The 17,425-nt window shown below is 66.4% G+C and carries 12 protein-coding genes; 6 read left to right on the top strand and 6 right to left on the bottom strand.

Features of this window, described 5'->3' with window-relative positions:
- Positions 1–25: 25 nt before the first annotated feature.
- A complete protein-coding gene (locus ASF00_RS01165; protein ID WP_055872976.1) occupies positions 26–1,276 on the bottom strand; it encodes an arsenic transporter in 1,251 nt (416 codons plus the stop codon).
- A gap of 79 nt (positions 1,277–1,355) precedes the next feature.
- Positions 1,356–2,504, bottom strand: coding sequence for a metallophosphoesterase family protein (locus ASF00_RS01160; protein WP_055872973.1), 1,149 nt, complete (start codon positions 2,502–2,504; stop codon positions 1,356–1,358).
- Between the two features lie 227 nt (positions 2,505–2,731).
- On the opposite strand from ASF00_RS01160, the gene ASF00_RS01155 reads away from it, so the two are divergent.
- Positions 2,732–4,012, top strand: a complete 1,281-nt coding sequence (locus ASF00_RS01155; protein ID WP_055872970.1) for an MFS transporter — start codon at positions 2,732–2,734, stop codon at positions 4,010–4,012.
- A 26-nt stretch (positions 4,013–4,038) separates the two neighbouring features.
- Here ASF00_RS01155 and ASF00_RS01150 read toward each other — a convergent pair whose 3' ends face one another.
- The 3 genes from ASF00_RS01150 to ASF00_RS01140 form a co-directional block, all read right to left on the bottom strand.
- The gene (locus ASF00_RS01150) at positions 4,039–4,377 is read right to left on the bottom strand and encodes a hypothetical protein (protein WP_055872966.1); all 339 of its coding nucleotides are present in this window, start codon (positions 4,375–4,377) and stop codon (positions 4,039–4,041) included.
- Positions 4,378–4,467: 90 nt separating this feature from the next.
- The gene (locus tag ASF00_RS01145; protein WP_082463154.1) at positions 4,468–5,997 is read right to left on the bottom strand and encodes a glycoside hydrolase; all 1,530 of its coding nucleotides are present in this window, start codon (positions 5,995–5,997) and stop codon (positions 4,468–4,470) included.
- Positions 5,998–6,040: 43 nt separating this feature from the next.
- Positions 6,041–6,754, bottom strand: a complete 714-nt coding sequence (locus ASF00_RS01140) for a FadR/GntR family transcriptional regulator (protein WP_055872963.1) — start codon at positions 6,752–6,754, stop codon at positions 6,041–6,043.
- A 178-nt stretch (positions 6,755–6,932) separates the two neighbouring features.
- Here ASF00_RS01140 and ASF00_RS01135 point away from each other — a divergent pair, with 178 nt between their 5' ends.
- From ASF00_RS01135 to ASF00_RS01115, 5 genes are all read left to right on the top strand, one after another.
- A complete protein-coding gene (locus tag ASF00_RS01135) occupies positions 6,933–9,764 on the top strand; it encodes a TonB-dependent receptor (protein WP_055872960.1) in 2,832 nt (943 codons plus the stop codon).
- A 79-nt stretch (positions 9,765–9,843) separates the two neighbouring features.
- A complete protein-coding gene (locus tag ASF00_RS01130) occupies positions 9,844–10,557 on the top strand; it encodes a DUF6445 family protein (RefSeq protein WP_327196348.1) in 714 nt (237 codons plus the stop codon).
- Positions 10,554–12,068, top strand: a complete 1,515-nt coding sequence (locus ASF00_RS01125; RefSeq protein WP_055872953.1) for a tryptophan halogenase family protein — start codon at positions 10,554–10,556, stop codon at positions 12,066–12,068. The genes ASF00_RS01130 and ASF00_RS01125 overlap by 4 nt, the downstream gene beginning before the upstream one ends.
- A gap of 127 nt (positions 12,069–12,195) precedes the next feature.
- Positions 12,196–13,299, top strand: a complete 1,104-nt coding sequence (locus tag ASF00_RS01120; RefSeq protein WP_082463152.1) for a glycoside hydrolase family 43 protein — start codon at positions 12,196–12,198, stop codon at positions 13,297–13,299.
- Positions 13,296–14,645 (top strand): family 43 glycosylhydrolase, encoded by a 1,350-nt coding sequence (locus ASF00_RS01115; RefSeq protein WP_055872950.1) that lies wholly within the window; start codon positions 13,296–13,298, stop codon positions 14,643–14,645. Before ASF00_RS01120 ends, ASF00_RS01115 begins: the two co-directional genes overlap by 4 nt.
- 345 nt (positions 14,646–14,990) lie before the next feature.
- Here ASF00_RS01115 and ASF00_RS01110 read toward each other — a convergent pair whose 3' ends face one another.
- The gene (locus ASF00_RS01110) at positions 14,991–17,390 is read right to left on the bottom strand and encodes a VWA domain-containing protein (RefSeq protein WP_055872947.1); all 2,400 of its coding nucleotides are present in this window, start codon (positions 17,388–17,390) and stop codon (positions 14,991–14,993) included.
- Positions 17,391–17,425 lie beyond the last annotated feature (35 nt).

Here is a 17,425-nt window from a genome sequence, read left to right as displayed (position 1 = left end):
CCCGCGTCGTTGTTCGCACCGGGGGTCAGCCGATCAGCAACCGGGCGCCCAGCGCGGCGAACAACGCGGGGGGCATGACCACCGCGCCGACCTTCAGGAACCGCCAGAACCCGACATCCTCGCCTTCGCGACGGATCGCGGTCAGCCACAGGATCGTGGCCAGCGAGCCGGTGATCGACAGGTTCGGCCCCAAATCGACACCGATCAGCAGCCCGTCGGTGACGATCTGCGGGACATGCGCCTGGCCGAGCGTGGTGCTTGCGATCAGCCCGGCGGGCAGGTTGTTCATCAGGTTCGATCCGAACGCGAGGATCGATCCGGCGATCCCGGCGGTCGCGGCGGGCGACCGGGCGGCACCGTCGGCCAGCCAGCGCGCAAGCATCGCGATGACGCCGGTGCTCGCCAGCGCCTCGACCAGCACGAACAGCCCGGCGACCAGCGGCAACACCGCCCACGACACCGACCGTAGTGTCGCGACGGGCGATTTCCGTGCGCCGATACTGATCGCCGCGGTCGTGGCGATACCCGCCAGGCACGTTGGCAGCCCCAGATCATAGCCGCGCGCCGACACGACGATCAGCAGCACTGCCGTCGCGACGATACCGATCAGCGCGACCATGCCGCCCCTTGGCAGCGTCATCGTCTCGACCTCGGTCTCGCATGTGCCGCTCAGGCGCTCGCGCTCGAGCCAGCGCAGGATCAGGAACGTGACGCCGATCGCCATCACCGATGGCACCGCGAACGACGCCATCCAGGCGCCGAGCGTCGGCATCTTGCCACCGTACAGCACCAGATTGGCGGGGTTCGAGATCGGCAGCACAAAGCTCGCGGCATTGGCGATCAGCGCGCACGCAAACAGCATCGGCAACGGATCCGCCTTCGCCTTTTTCGCCGCGGCATAGACCGCTGGCGTCAGCACGACCGCGGTCGCGTCGTTCGACAGGAACGTCGTCACGACGATGCCTACTCCGAACACCAGCGCGAACAGCCGGCTGGTCGATCCCTTCGCCATCCGGACCGCGTGCACCGCGACCCAGTCGAACAGCCCTTCCGCGCGCGCCACCTCCGACAGCAACATCATGCCGATCAGGAACAGATAGACGTCGCCGCCCTCCAGCACCGCGCGCCAGGCAGCGCCGATCGGCATCAGGCCGAACACGACCAGCACGACTGCGCCGGTCACCGCCCAGACCGCTTCGGGGAGCTTGAACGGCCGGGTGATCACGCCGAACGTCGCGATGAAGCAGATCGCCCAGATCGCGTACCGGGCCAGCATGTCGGGGTGTGTCACGTATGGGCCATCCCGTAAGAACCTGGCTGCGGTGCCGTTGACGCGTGTCCGTCGCTGATGCGGATCACCAGTCGAGGCCGTTCTTGTTAGGGCCGCGCTGCGCGCCGTCGATCCCGCGGTCCGGCCATGCGCCGATCGCATGGACGTCGCGGCCGAGTGCGGTCGGTGCATTACGCTTCAAGCGCGGTGGCCCGGGACGGTCGAGCGGGCGGGGCGCGCGGACCAGGATCTCGATCACGTCTTCGCCGCCATCGCTGCGCACGCTTAACCGGTGAAGCCCGTCGGCCACGCCGTCGATCGTCGCCTCCCACAGCCCGGCTCCGTCATACGTCATCGCCACCACGGCGCCGTCGTCTAGCCGCGCAAAAGCCTCGGCCGGGGCGGAGGCGCCGAGAATCTTTGCCCGGACGACGAAGGATCCGTTCGGGACATGACCGCTATGGTCGGGATCGGTAATCAGGCGACGATCGGCGGGCGCAGTGATCTGGACCAGCGGCCACGGATCGTCGATCGCCTGGAACCGCCAGCTCGGGATGCCGTCGTCGAGCGTCACGACGGAGAATCCCGCCGCGCCCTCTTCGATCTGGCCGGTCGAGCGGGTCGCGCCATATACCACGCGGCCGTCGTTGAGCAGTTCGTTGTAATGCGTGTGGCCCGTATCGACGAACGCGACCCGGTGCGCCGCGAACAGCCCCGCAATGCCGTCGGGGTCGTCCCGAAGGTCGCCCGGATAGGCATGCATGAAGACCACGCTGCGCAGCGTGGCGGCGGTCGCCGCGCTCAGTTCGCGCTCGATCCACCGTCGCTGGCCGGGATCGATCCGGAAATCGGGGCCACCATCACCCGCGGAGACGATATCGAGGAACAGGCAGCGATAGCCGTTCATCGTGACGGCATAGGGCGCCAGGTTCGTCGTGATCGCGTGCATCGCGGTCAGGTCGCCGGGTTCGAAATCATGATCGCCTGCCAGCACATGCCAGGGGAGCGACAATCCGGTCATCGCGTCGGCGATCCGCGCATATTGGTCGTGGGTCCCGTGATTGGCATTGTCACCCGGCAGGAAGGCGAAATCGACCGTGCCGCCCGCCGACTCCGGACCGGCATGCGTCTGCGCCAGCGCCGCGAGTGCGCGAAACCGTGACAGTCCCTCATACCCATCGGCCTCGTCGACATGCAGGTCGCCAAAATGAATCCAGGTAAGGAGCCCTGCCATTATAGTCTCTTCCAAGTCATTCCCGACGGTCGCAGCCAAGCGCAAGGATCAGGCGAACGTTCCGTGACATTTTCTTCATGATTCGAAGCTGAACATCGTCGTTCAGTTTCGGTTTAGCTTCCGGGATCATTGGATAAATCTGGATCGTATATATTCTTCGGCGTCGGAAACTTTGCCGCCGGCCAGATCTTTAGCGCTCGACGGACAGCGACTTTGAAGGACTCCTGATGGCCACGATCGCGGACATGCCGCCCCGAAGCACGAGCGGAGATCGACCGTCCGGCAAGGTCCCGACGCGGACGCTCGACGCGTTGAACTTCTTTCTGGCCGACGTCCGCGACGGCCTCGGCCCCTATCTCGCGATCTACCTGATCGCGGTGCGCGGGCCGGCGCATGGCTGGAACGAGGCCACCGTCGGCGCGGTGCTGACGATCGCCGGGATCGTCGGACTCATTTCGCAGACGCCCGCGGGCAGCCTGATCGACCGCGCCAGGAACAAGCCGCGGATCGTGATGATCGCGGCGCTGCTGGTCACGCTCAGCAGCATCTCGCTGCCGATCGTCAGCGGGTTCACGGCGGTCGCCGTCACGCAGTCCGTCGCGGCGATCGCAGGCGCGGTATTCGCCCCCGCGATCTCGGCGATCACGCTCGGGCTGGTCGGGCCGAAGCTGTTCGCCAAGCGGGTCGGTCGCAACGAAGCGTTCAATCACGCGGGCAATGCGGTCTCGGCGGCGCTCGCGGGTGTGCTGGCGTGGAAGTTCGGCCCGGTCGTCGTGTTCTGGCTGATGGGCGGGTTGACCGTTGCGAGCATCGTCAGCGCGTCGCGCCTGAAGAACGACGACATCGACAACGCGGTCGCGCGCGGGCTCGATTGCGAACCCGACGAGGCGGACGACGATTGCGCGCAGCCGAGCGGCTGGAAGACGTTGCTCGAGAACAGGTCGCTGATGATCTTCGCCCTCACGGCATTCCTGTTCCACCTCGCCAACGCGGCGATGCTGACCTCGGTCAGCCAGCTGCTCGCGCGGACGGTCGGCAAGGATCAGGCGACCTCGCTTACCGCCGCGTGCATCGTCGCGGCGCAGCTCGTCATGGTGCCGGTTGCGATCCTGGTCGGTCGCCACACCGATCGCTGGGGCACCAAGCCGCTGTTCCTGGTCGCGTTCGCGTTTCTTGCCGCGCGCGGTGCGCTGTACACCGTGTCGGACAATCCGTGGTGGCTGGTGGGGGTGCAGGCGCTGGACGGCGTGGGGGCAGGGATCTTCGGCGCGCTGTTCCCGGTCGTGATCGCCGATCTGACCAAGGGCACCGGCCGCTTCAACGTCAGCCAGGGCGCGGTGGCCAGCGCGCAGGGGCTGGGGGCGGCGCTGTCGGCGACGCTGGCGGGGGCGATCATCGTCTGGGCCGGGTACACCGCCAGCTTCCTGACGCTCGCGACGATCGCCGCGCTCGGGTTGGGACTGTACGTGGTCGCGATGCCCGAAACCAAGGAGAAGAGGGCGGGCTGAGCAGCTACGCCCCCCTCCCGGATGTTTCAGCGCTGTTTCTTGGTCAGCGTCGCGGTGAAGTCGGGGTCCTTGTTCGCGACCCAATCGACAAACTTGCGCACCGCGGGGTTCGCCAGCAGCCCCTCGACATCCATCCCGTGGCGCTGGAGCTCCGAATTCGTGAAATTGGCGGTCAGCGTCTGCTGGCAGATCGGATGCATCGGTACGACGTCGCGACCGCCGCGGCTTTTCGGCACGGGATGATGCCAGACGATGGTCGCGCCGGTGGGCCGTCCGCACAGCCAGCACGCGACCGCCGGCGCCGGCGGCGCGGCGTCGGGCGTCAGGTCTTCATAGGGACCATGTTTCGAATGCTTGCGGGCCATGTGACGAGCCAAATCCCCTAAAGTATGCCGCCGCTGTAGCGGCATGCTCCGGAAATTCACAGCATCGCTCTTCGTCCCGCGCAACCACGCCTATTTCACGTCGAGCAGGATCGTCGTGACCGAGCGGGGCCGCGCGATCGTCGCGGCGCCCGATCCGCCGACGCTGGCGGCGTGATGCGTCGCATCGGTCACGACGACATCGCGCACCTGGGCGTTCGGCAGCGCGATCGTCAGCCGCCGCGCGATCGACCCGCCGTTGACATGGACCAGGATCAGCGTGCGGCCATCGGGCGAGGACGCGCCGATCGTGTCCGCGTCGTCGACGGGGACCAGTCGGTAGCCAGGGCGCAGATAGCGGCTGAACGACGCCATCACCCAGTATTTCGGGGTGATCTGGATCGGGTGCGGCGCGGCCGGGGCGGCGTTCAGGTCCATCTTGACGAGCCCCCAGTTCGAACCCGGCTTGCCGTCCTTCCCGCTGAAATTCTCGACCGCCTGCCAAAAAACCCACGCCGCGGGTTCGAGCCGCTTCAGATCCTGGACGACATGTTCGCCGAACGCCAGGCCGGACGCCATGTCGACGAAGGATTCGGGATCCTTGTCGAGTGGGGTGTCGTCCTCGCTCATCCACAGCCGGATATTCGCGGCGCGGGCGATATCGCGCACCGCGGTCTGGTGGACGGTCCCATAGCTGTGCACGTTGAGCTGGCCGATCCGCGCCCGCGTCGCTGGCGGGTAGGCGGCCCAATCGGCGACGAACAGATGGGCGTTGGTCTCGTCGGGCGCAGCGATCGCGGTGTCGAGGCCGGCGGCGTCGAGCGCGGCGGCGGTTGCGTCGATCATCGTCGCCTGTCGGGCGGGCGACCAATGTGCGCCCTCCTGCGTGTTCGCGGCGAACCAGTAATCGGTATTGGGCTCGTTGACCGGCGACAGCGTGCGGAAACGAATCTGGTGGCGACGCTCGAGTTCGCCGACGACGCGTGCGAGATAGGTGGCGAACGGACGCTCTTGACCGGGGCGGAGATTGTCGTCGGTGCCTTTGACCGCGCCGGATACGCGGCCGCTGACGGTCATGAACGCGGGCGGCGAGTTCGAGAATGCCTCGAATATCGGGGCGGCAACGCGGTGCTTGATCGCGTCGAGCCACCAGCGCTGGTTCGCATCGGCGGACCAGTCCCACATCGCCGGATCCTCGGGCCGCCACCAGTCGCTGGCGACTGCGGCGGCGGGCTGCCGCCAGAACCCCGGTACGGCGGCGCCGGTGCGGAGGTAGGGCAGCGTCGTCGCGGCATTGCCACCGCCGATATTGTAGCGCGCGATCGTCCAGCCAAGGCCCTGCTTACCATAGAACAGGTCGGCTAGGCGTTCGCGGGTCGCGTCGGGGTAGCCGCCGGTAACATTGGCGAACCAGGCAAGCGCGGTTCCCCAGCCTTCGAACTCGGTGCCGGGGCGATCGATCGCGGGACGGAGCGTGATCGCGACGCCATCCTGGACTGGTGCCGCCCGGATTGCTGGCGCTTGGATTGGCGGCGCCTGAACCGGTGGCGCAATCCGCGCGCTCGACGGTGTCGCGACCAGCGCGAGGATGGTGATGCCGATGCGGCGCGTGCTGTGGATCATGCTTTGGCTCCTCGATACAATGGTGTTTGCTTGGCGGTCCGCTTCAGTCCGTTGCACGCAGGGACAGTTCGGTATCGACTTGTGCCTGCGCGATGAGCGCCATCGTCGCGGCGCGCGCACCTGCGGGGTCGGCGTCGGCGATCGCCTCGAACAGCGCGCGGTGTTGCGGCATTGAATCGCTCGGCTTGCGCGTCTGGCGATGCTTGAAGATCGTCGTCCATCGCACCGCGGCGCCGATGCTGCCCCCCAGGCTGACGAGCAGTTCGTTCCGCGCCGCCTCCAGGATGACATGATGAAAGCTTTGATCGGCCGCCTGACCGATCGGGCTCGCAAGGCCGTGGTTCTGCATCTGTTCGAGTGCATGCCCCATCCTCGAGAGATGCCGGGTCGTGCGGAACGTCGCGGCGAGTTCGGCGGCGGACGGCTCGATGATCAGGCGCAGCTGGAACAGGCTGCGGACGAAGCCGACCGCAGGCTCGCCTTCGAACATCCAGGCGAGCACGTTGGGGTCGAGCAGGTTCCAGACCGCGCGCTCGCGGATCCGCGTGCCGGTCTTGGGTTTGCTCTCGAGCAGGCCCTTCGCGCCGAGTATCCTGAGCGCCTCGCGGACCAGGCTGCGCGAGACGCCGCGCTGCTCGGCGATCTCGTGTTCGGTGGGAAGAGTCGCGCCGACCGGATGCGCGCCGGTCACGATTTCGATCCCGAGGTCACGCGCCAATTGCGTATGCGATGTCCGTCGCCTGGGAAGGTCTGACATTTCGATCCCCCTTTGGATACGCCTTAGCTGGATCGGTACGGCATCGAACACACCCTACACAAAAATGCTCTTGTCCTACAATAGAAATACAGTATTCAGTCTTCCCAACGATCGGCAAACAGGCGCTTTCGCGGGCGTTCAACAGGCCGACGACGCTGCAATAGGGAGGATGTAGACGATGGTTCGGTTGCGTACGCGGATGTTGATCGGAGGATCGCTCGCAGCGATCGTGACCGTAGCGACACCAGGCTTCGCGCAGAGCGTGCCGACGCCGGTGTCGGCGCAGACCGCGTCCGGATCCACGTCCGCGCCGACGCGCGGGACGCTCAACGCCGATCAGGCCGCCGCGCAAGGCGTGTCGAGCGACGACATCGTCGTTACCGGCGTGCGCGAGAGCCTGCGGTCCGCGCAGGCGATCAAGCGAAATTCCGACCAGATCGTCGACTCGGTCAATGCGCAGGACATCGGCAAGCTGCCCGACGCCAACACGGTCGAGGCGCTGCAGCGGATCACCGGCGTCCAGATCCAGCGCCGATACGGCGAAGGCGCGACCGATTTCGATCACCGGACGCAGCCCGCGATCACCGTGCGCGGTCTGACCCAGGTCAGCAATTTCATCGACGGTCGCGCTGCGATCTCCGCTTCGGGCGGGCGCACGCTCGATCTCGAGGCGATCCCACCCGAACTGCTCGCCGGGATCGACGTGTTCAAGAACCCGCCAGCCTCGACGATCGAGGGGGATATCGCCGGCGTCGTCAACATCCGCACCCGTCTGCCGTTCGACAGCGCGGGGCAGCTCATCAGCGCGACGCTGAAGGGCAATTACTATGACCGCGCCGACAAGTTCGGTGGCTCGGGATCGGCGCTGTACAGCAACCGGTTCGCGACCGGCGTGGGCGAAATGGGCATCCTGCTGAACGCCAGCTATGCGCGCAGCGCGTACCGCCAGGATGCGCTGCTGATCGGTCAGTTCGGTCCGATCCCGACCGGCACCGTCATTCCCGGCGCCCCTGCCAATGCGCAGGTGCCATTCGGCGAGCAGATCTATGACGATGGTGGCAAACGCAACCGGATCGGTCTGGCCGGCGCGTTCCAGTGGCAGCTGGCGGACAATTTCCTGCTGACCGCACAGGCCCTGTATTCGCGGTATAAATTCTTCCGTCAGGGCAAATATTTTTACTACAACAACAACGGCAACCCGCTGACGACGCCGCTTGCGGGTTCGGCGTTCACGTTCGACGACGCGGGTTATGCGACGTCGGGATCCCTCGGCAACCAAGTGTTCGAATCGTCGCGGTTCGATCAGGATCTGACCAACACGACGGGCAATTACACGCTGAACGGGAAGTGGGACGTCACCGATCGGCTGCATGCGCGCTTCGATGCGCAGTACCTGAAGTCGTCCTACAATGCGGACCGCAACGGCTTCGTGATCTCGCTGTACGATCAGACCGGGCAGACGCCGTACAATGCGACCAACCGGAGCATCGTCGATTTCGACCTGCGTGGATCGAAGCCGGTGTGGAACGTGCGCAACCCGGGATTGCTCAATAACCCGAACAATTACGCCTTCACCTACATGGCGGATTCGATCCAGCGCAACGATGCGGATCAGCTCGCGCTGGCTTATGACCTCGATTACGAGGTCGAGGGCGACGTGCTGAAGAAACTGCGCGGTGGCCTGCGTTACTCGGACAGCAGCGTCGATTTGCGGGGGACGTGGAACGGCTTCTGCCTCTTGCCGTCGGGGCCGAACCCAAGCTGTTCGTCGGCGAATGGCATCCCGTTCGTGCGGTTGTCGACGTATCCCGAACTGGCCATCGCCGGGCCATCCTCGAACTTCTTCGACGGCAAGACGCTGCCCGGCGGAATCCTCTATCCCGCCTTCTCGCAGGGTAGCGGTCTGTTCGACAGCCTGACCAAGACCGAGGCGCTGTTCGGTGCGACACCGAAGACCGCGTTCACACCGGGCGATCTCAACCATCAGACCGAAAAGACGCTCGCCGCCTATGCGATGGCGGATTACGATACCGATGTCGCCGGGCTGCGGATCGACGGCACGCTTGGCGTTCGCATCGTTCGGACGCGGAGCGGTTCCGCGGGCACGGTATTCAACAGCGACGGCACGCTGGTCCCGATCGAGGTCAATCGGGAGTATGTGAAGGCACTGCCGAGCTTCAACCTGCGCGCGCACCTGACCGACAAGCTGCAGACGCGCTTCGCGTTCAGCAAGTCGTTCGCGCGGCCAAACTTCGATCAGCTCGCGACCAACGTCACGCTCAATCCTGCGACGCAGGTCAGTCCGATCACCGGGCGTCCGAGCGGTGGGTCGGGCAACCCGTTCCTCCGGCCGATCACCTCGAACAACTACGACGCGACGATCGAATGGTATTTCGCGCCGACGGGTTCGGTGACGCTCGGCGGTTTCTACAAGACCGTCGACGGGTTCCTCGCGGGCGGGACGGTGGTGCGATCGTTCAACGGCATCGCCTATGATATTGGCACCACGCTCAACACCGGCAGCGGCAAGATCAAGGGGTTCGAGGCGGCGTATCAGCAGTTCTTCGACTTCCTGCCAGGCCTGCTCAGCGGGTTCGGCGTGCAGGCGAACTACACGTTCGTCGACAGCAACGTCTCGAACCCGTTTGCCACCACGGGCAGTTCGATCCCGACCCAGGTGCCGCTCGAGAAGCTGTCGAAGAACAGCTATAACCTTGTCGGGCTGTACGAAAAGGGGCCGATCACCGCGCGTCTCGCGTGGAGCTGGCGCGGCAAGTATCTCGATACGACCTCGGGCAGCGGCGCAAACGGCATTCCGCAGTTTCAGAAGCCCTATGCGTCGCTCGACAGTTCGATCAGCTACAACATCAACGAACATTTCGCGTTTTCGGTGGATGCGGTGAACCTGACCAATCGGATGAACGTGACCTATATCGGCACGACGAGCCAGCCGCTGCAATACACGCTCAACGACCGCCGGTTCGGCTTCTCGCTGCGCGCCACCTACTGACCGTTCTTCCCCGCCGTCCCCACCTGCCGACGTGGTGTTCCCCTGCCACGTCGGCATTTTTTCGGATAAGCGCGTGCCCATGACGATTCCGCGGCCGACGTGCGACCCTATGGTGTCGATCCACTATGTGGGCGATGAACGCGAACCTGTGATCACAATGGATCATGCCACCGGCATCGCCGATGCGCTGGTCGACTATGCTGCGACGCGCTCGCGCTTCGCACCCGCCGCGTCGGTCGGCAGCGGCTATCCCGGCCTGCTCGGACCTGCGCCGACCCAGTATATCGATCGCATGGTGCAACAGGTCCTGCCGCTGATCGCCGAGCATTTCGGCACGGGACCCGTCAGGCCGGTACGCGCCCGCGGCAATTTCTCGCTGGTGACGACCGATCCTGCCGACCTGGCCCCCGCACAATGTGTCCCGCACGTCGATACTGCCGACCGTCTGCAGTTCGCGACGGTGCATTATCTGTGCGACGCGCGGCACGGTGGCACGGGATTCTTTCGCCATCGCGCCACGGGGTTCGAGACCGTCGATTCATCGCGGATCGCGCCGTATCAGGAGCGGCGCGACGCGGAGCTGACGGAGGGTCCGCCGCGCTATCCGGGCGCGGTCGACGATCCGCTATTCGATCTCATCCACGCCTGCGCCGCGATGCCCGACCGGCTCATCCTCTACCGCGCGGCGTTGTTGCATTCGGGTCTGATCGACACCGTCGCCGTCGATGCGGCGGATCCCCGCCGTGGCCGGTTGACGGGCAATCTGTTCCTCCAGTGTCGTCTCGTGGCATGACCGACCGCGCGCTCCGCAGCATCGCGATCATCGGCGGGGGCACCGCGGGCTGGATGGCGGCGGCGGCGTTGGCGCATGTGCTCGGCACGCGCAACGTTGCGATAACGCTGATCGAATCCGAGGAGATCGGCACGGTCGGCGTCGGCGAGGCGACCATTCCGCCGATCCAGGCGTTCAACGCGCTGCTCGGTATCGACGAGGACGCCTTCGTCGCCGCGACGATGGGCAGCTTCAAGCTCGGTATCGAGTTCGTCGACTGGTTGCGCCCGGGCGCGCGCTATTTCCACCCGTTCGGCGTCTATGGCACCGACGTCGGCGCGGTGCCGTTCGAGGGACTGTGGCACCGGTTGCGGGCCGTGGGCGATGCGGCGTCGCTCGACGCCTATTCGATCTGCGCGGCGGCGGCGCAGGATGGCCGGTTCATGCGGCCGCTCACCGATGGCGGCAACACGCCGCTCCACCGGATCGGTTATGCCTATCATTTCGACGCCTCACTCTATGCGCGGTTCCTGCGCCGCCATGCGGAGGCGACCGGCGTCGTCCGGCGCGAGGGCCGCGTCGTCGATGTCGCGGTGCGCGGCGCGGACGGATTCGTCGAGACGGTGACGCTTGCGTCGGGCGAGCGGATTGCGGCGGATCTGTTCGTCGACTGTTCGGGGTTTCGCGCGCTGCTGCTCGGCGAGACGCTTGGCACCGGCTATGAGGACTGGTCGCGCTGGCTGCCCAACGACCGCGCGGTCGCGGTGCCGAGCGCGCCGGTCGGGCCGCCGACCCCCTATACGCGGTCGACCGCGCGCGCCGCCGGCTGGCAGTGGCGGATTCCGCTCCAGCACCGCACCGGCAATGGCTATGTCTTCGCCAGCGGTCATCTATCGGAGGACGAGGCGATCGCGACATTGCTCGCCAGTCTCGACGGCGAACCGCTAGCGGAACCCAGGGCGCTGCGGTTCCGGACCGGGCGACGCGACGCCTTCTGGGTCAAGAACTGCGTCGGGCTCGGGCTGTCGAGCGGGTTTCTCGAACCGCTCGAATCGACCAGCATCCACCTGATCCAGGCCGGGATAGCGCGACTCCTCGAAATGCTGCCGACCCGCGATTTCGAGGCGGCGGACATCCGTCGCTACAATAGGCTGATGATCGCGGAGTATGACAGCATCCGTGATTTCATCATCCTGCACTTCCACGCGACGCAGCGTGACGACACACCCTATTGGGACCATGTCCGAACGATGGCGGTACCCGAGACGCTTGCCGAACGGATCCGCATCTATCAGGCGACCGGACGCGTGTTCCGCGAGGCGGACGACCTGTTCACCAAGACGAGCTGGCTCGCGGTGATGGACGGGCAGGGGCTGTGCGCGAACGGGTTCGACCCACTCGCCGCGAGCCTGTCGGCGGACGAGGCGCGCACCCGGCTGGCGCGGATGGCTGCGGTCACCGCGGCCGCGGCGACGCGGATGCCGCCGCACGAGCAATTTATCGCCCGCCACTGCGCGAGATCGATTGCATAGCGGATGGACGGCGATAATGTCAGACAAAATAGGGGTCTGTCGTTTGTGGTATCGGAGGATCGGGTGAGGCGTTCGAACAGTCTGATCGGCACCGCACATTCCCCCCGCGCGCCCGGGACGGCATAGGATGCAGCCGAACCGTCGCGACCTGATCGCAGGGGGCATCGCAACGCTGGCCGCAGGACATGCCTCGACGTCAGCGTCCGCCCGACCGCCAATAGCGGCGTTCACGCCCGGCGCGCTCTGGCCCGACGATCGCGGCGTGCACATCAACGCGCATGGCGGCGGACTGCTGCGGCACGGCGACCGATGGTACTGGTTCGGCGAGCACAAGACCGCGGGCGAGGGCGGCAATGTCGCGCAGGTCGGTGTCCACGTCTACAGCTCGGCCAATCTGTACGACTGGCGCGACGAGGGTATCGCGCTTGCCGTCTCGGACGATCCCACCAGCGAGATCGTCCGCGGGTGCGTGATCGAGCGGCCCAAGGTCCTGCGCGATCCGGTGTCGGGACGGTTCGTGATGTGGTTTCACCTCGAGCTGAAGGGGCAGGGCTATGCCGCGGCTCGCGCGGGGGTTGCGGTCGCCGACCGGGTGACCGGGCCATACCGCTTCCTCCGATCGGGCCGCGTCGATCCGGGGCAGTGGCCGGTCGACGTGACCGCAGCGGACAAAGCCCAGACCGACAGCCATCTCGTCCGCGACCGCCCCGGCGGGCAGATGGCGCGCGACATGACGCTCTTCGTCGATGCCGAAGGCGCCGCCTGGCACGTCTATGCGTCGGAGGAGAACCGCACGCTGCAGGCGGCACGCTTGCGACCCGATCTCACCGCGCATGATGGGCGTTATTGGCGGTTGCTGCCCGGTGGTGCGAATGAGGCACCCGCGATTTTTCGCGCGCGCGGACGCTATTATATGATCACCTCGGGGCTCACCGGCTGGGCGCCCAATCCTGCACGGTCGTTCGTTGCCGATCGAATCGAAGGGCCGTGGACGTCGCTGGGCAATCCGGTGCGCGGCACGCCGGCGCAAGTCGCGACGACCTTTGGCGGGCAGAGCAGTTTCGTCCTGCCGTGTCCGGACACGACCGGCCGCGAGCGGTTCGTGTTCATGGCGGACATCTGGCGTCCGAAGAACGCGATCGACGGTCGGTACGTGTGGCTGCCGATCGAATGGGAGGGCGATCGCCCGATCCTGCACTGGCGCGACCGCTGGTCGCTGGAGACTCTATGATCCGAATTGCTCTGCTGGCTGCCGCCGCGACCGTGCTGACTGCCGCCGATGCGCCTGCGCCGCGTTTGGATGCCGCATCGACGCGCAATCCGTTGCTGCCCGGCTATTTCGCGGATCCCTCGATCGTTCATGACGAGGGGCGCTGGTATATCTTTGCAACGATCGATCCCTGGGGAGACGATCGGCTCGCGCTATGGACCTCGACCAACGGTCGCGACTGGCGCTTCTCGACGCCTGCCTGGCCGACCAAGGCGGCGGCGAGCAGCCCGAGTTCGGGGGATTCCAAAGTCTGGGCGCCCTCGGTCGTCAAGACGCGCGATGGGCGCTGGTTCATGTATGTCTCGGTCGGCAGCGAGATCTGGGTCGGCACCGCACCGTCGCCCGCCGGGCCGTGGCGCGACGCGCATGGCGGCAAGCCGCTGGTCGCCAAGGCGTTCGATCCCAGATACCACATGATCGATGCCGAGGCGTTCATCGACGACGATGGCCAGGCCTATCTCTATTGGGGATCGGGCCTGAACTGGACCAACGGGCATTGCTTCGTCGTCAAGCTGAAGCCGGACATGGTCACGTTCGACGGCACGCCGAAGGACGTCACCCCGCCGCAGTATTTCGAGGCGCCGTTCATGGTCCGCGCCGGAAAACACTATGTGCTGACCTACAGCGACGGCAAGACGACCGAGGACACGTACAAGGTCCGGTACGCGATCGGCGACACGCCGTTCGGGCCGTTTCGCGAGGCCGCCAACAGTCCGATCCTGTCGACCGATCGCGCGCATGACGTGATCAGTCCGGGGCATCACGCCATCTTCCGATCGAACGGCCAAGCGTACATCCTGTATCATCGCCAGGGCCTGCCATTCCCACAAGCCGGCGACGCCGTGCTCCGTCAGGTCGCGGTCGACCCGCTGACGATCCACGACGACGGTACGATCGCGACCGTGCTGCCGGGGCAGGGCGGCGCGGTCGCCGGGTTTGCGGCACGGCGCGATGCCGGGCTGCGCTGGACCGCGCGCGGCGCGGGGGCTGACGCGCTCCACGGCCCGGTGCGCGCGGCGGACGACAATTATGCGACACTGTGGCGGCCCAGGCCTGGCGGCCCCGCTACACTGGTCGCCGATCTCGGCACGGGGCGAACGGTGCGCGAGAGCCTCGTGCGGATGGAGTATCCGATCCGTCGCTATGCGCTGTCGATCGAGGCGTCGGCGGATAGCCGGACGTGGCGCCGCGTGGCGCAGACGACGGCGAGCGGATCGCCGATCGTGCTGCATCATGCCGCACCCACCCGCTATCTGCGGCTGACCGTGCCGAGCGGCGCTGGCGTCTGGGAGTGGACGATCCGATGACGCCATAGCGGCGACCGGTGCTGTGCCTTGCGCTCGTCTCGCCTGTAGGCGCAGCGGGCACGCCGGTGGCCAGGGGCGGTCGCCGGCTACGGTTCCACTGCGCGGCATGCCGCGTCACGATGTACGGACCGTCGCCGACTTGGCGACGCGGGTCGATCATTCGTACACGCGCAACGAACCCCCGATGTCCGGCGCCCCCGAGCGCCTCGCCGCCGTCGCGCGACGGCCGCAACGCGCGCGTCGCCGGCCGAGTTGGTGCCGTGGGCCGCGCGCGTGCGCGGCGCACCGACCTGGAGCGCCGAGACGCCAGGAAAGCACCGCGCGTCGCGGCCTCACCGGCGCCGATCACCGCGGTGATTTTCCGCCCGCGCGCTTGGTTACCGACGCCAGCGGCAGAACGACCTTTGCGGCCCCGCCGATGATGAGATCGGGCAGCGCGGTCGGGTCGATCAAGGCGATCGTGAGCGCGTAGCTGCCATCGAGCCGGTCGATCACCTCGGCGATCATCGCGCGTTTCGGGTCGACGCTGAACAGCGCACCCTTGCCGGGACCGGTCAGGTTCCCGCGCTGATCGACCGGGCGCACCTGGACCGATATGCAGCGGCCACGCGGACAGGCGTTGAAACTTCCTGCGCCGATCGTCGTGTTTGCCAGCGTCGTTGCGGCATCGATCGCGACACCGACATAGCGATCGGTCGTGTAGATTCGCTGGAACGGGCCGTTGAGCGGCGTCTTGGCGTCGACCATGAAGGTGACGCGGTACACCCCCTCGAACGGCGCGGGCGTTTGCGCGGTGTAGACGCCGCGGGTGGTTTCCTTTAGCGGCACCTTCAACTGACCGTTGAACGCGGTGGCGGCGACGATGCCCTTGTCGCCTGCCGCGAACATCGCTGCCGCTTTCGCGCCCGCCAGGCTGACCGGGTCACGCTCCTTCCTGCCTTGCGGTCGGACCGGCGATTTCGACAGGATCGTTCCGAGGCTGGCGGTGGGGCCGCCGATCAGCGCGTAGACCGATCCCGCCGCGAGTTTGCTGACGGGGCGGCCAGCGTCAGTCAGCCTAGCGGTCAGGCGCAGCGGCTTGCCAATGCCGGGAGCCGGCTGGTCGACCTTGAAGTCCGAGGCGAGCGTCGCGTTGTCGCCCAGTACGAACAGGCTGTGGTTCAGCGCGGGTCCCTGCTGACCGCCGGCAACGAAGCCCAGCGACCAGTCGCCGGCGGGCTTCACGCATTGGCGCCGATCGTTGCAGAAGGGCGCGCGCAGAGTCATTACGAGATGATCCTTTCCGCGCGCGAGGACGACGTTGCGATCGCGCAAGGGGTCGAAGTCGATACCGTCTTTGCTGATCTTAAGGTCTGACGGCATGGTGTCGTCCCCCGGCGACGACCAATTGAGCAGTAGCGTCACTGCCCCGTCCTGCGCGCTGGTGTGGAACGGGATCGACACGCCATTGCCCAGTCGGCGCAGGACGGTCGGGTTGGCGATCCGCGAGCGCGCGCGCGCTGCACCGTGCGTGATCGAAATGAGCTCCAGCTTGTCGCCGACCAACGTCTTGTCGAGCACCTGGAGAAAGAAAGTGATCAGATCTGCAGGCGTTTTGAGGGTCGCGGGCGATCCCATCAGGCCACCGCAGCCATTATCCGCGATCTGCTGGAGCGTCGTCGTGCCGCCGGGGCCGGCGGGATCGTCGGTGCGCAGCCTGAAGGGGCACAGCGACACCGGTGCCATGCCAACCCATGGCGTCCCGAACGGCAGGTTCTGGGTGGGATTGATTAGCAACTGCGTGCCGTCGGATGTCAGGAATGGCGCGGTATTCTGTTCTCCGTCGGTAAACAGCAGGACGGTGTTTTGATGTGCCGCGGCGTTACTCAGCAGCGGGGCCTTGAGATTTTCGACCCCTGCGCCAATCGACGTGCTGCCGCCGGGGGCACGCGCGCCGATGGCACCGAGCGCGGCGTCCAGGGTGATCGTATTCATCCCCGCGAGACCGCCGGTATTGCTGGCGGTGGAGTCGAAGAAGACGACGCCGAGTTCGTCGCCCGGTGTGGCATAGGCCTTGGCGACATTAGCCATCTGCGCGGCCGCATCGTTGAGAATGTTCCACCGGCGGCACGCCGGCACCGGCGAGAAAAAGGCGCCGCAGCCCGGATCGCCTGCCGGCTTGGCCGACCAGTCCATGCTGCCCGATTTGTCGAAGACGAGGACGAGGCGCGCCGGATTGCGGCCGACGTTCGGTATCGGCTTCGCACCGGCGAATGCGGTGTCGCTGTCAAACGGGAGGACGGTGAACCCCGGCACCGCGCCCTGAACGCCGGTGATCGAGTAGTGGATCTCATCGCTGCGCTGTAGCAGGCCGAAATGATGGATCTGCACCATGTCGCCAGCGCCGCCGAACGTCCGGAAGAAGCATTTGCCGCTGGTCGCTGGGGAGAGGATTTGCGCAACGGGGCTGTACGTGCAGGTGATGTCGGCAGCGGGGAGACCGCGCGGGCGAAGCTTGACCACGGCGCCGGTCGAATCGAGCGGCAGTGCCAATGCGTCGTCGGGTATATATTGTACCCTGATCCCGCCCTTGCCCCCCGAGGGAACCGCCTGGCGTATGTCGAGATCCTCATACCCGCTGCTGTCGGCCTTGAGCTTGGGCGCCGAGCTGCTCAATTGGTCGAGGGTCGGCGTCACGGTCTGGGCGAGCGCGGGGACGGACACGCTGGCGAGCAGCGCGAGGAGCAAGGTGCGAGTCAGGATCACGGCATTTCTCCCTGGAGAATGGATTGACGAGCAGT

Source organism: Sphingomonas sp. Leaf34, from assembly GCF_001421805.1.
GTDB lineage: Bacteria > Pseudomonadota > Alphaproteobacteria > Sphingomonadales > Sphingomonadaceae > Sphingomonas.
Note: the sequence above shows the minus strand (reverse complement) of the source record. Positions and strands in the feature narration are given on the sequence as shown.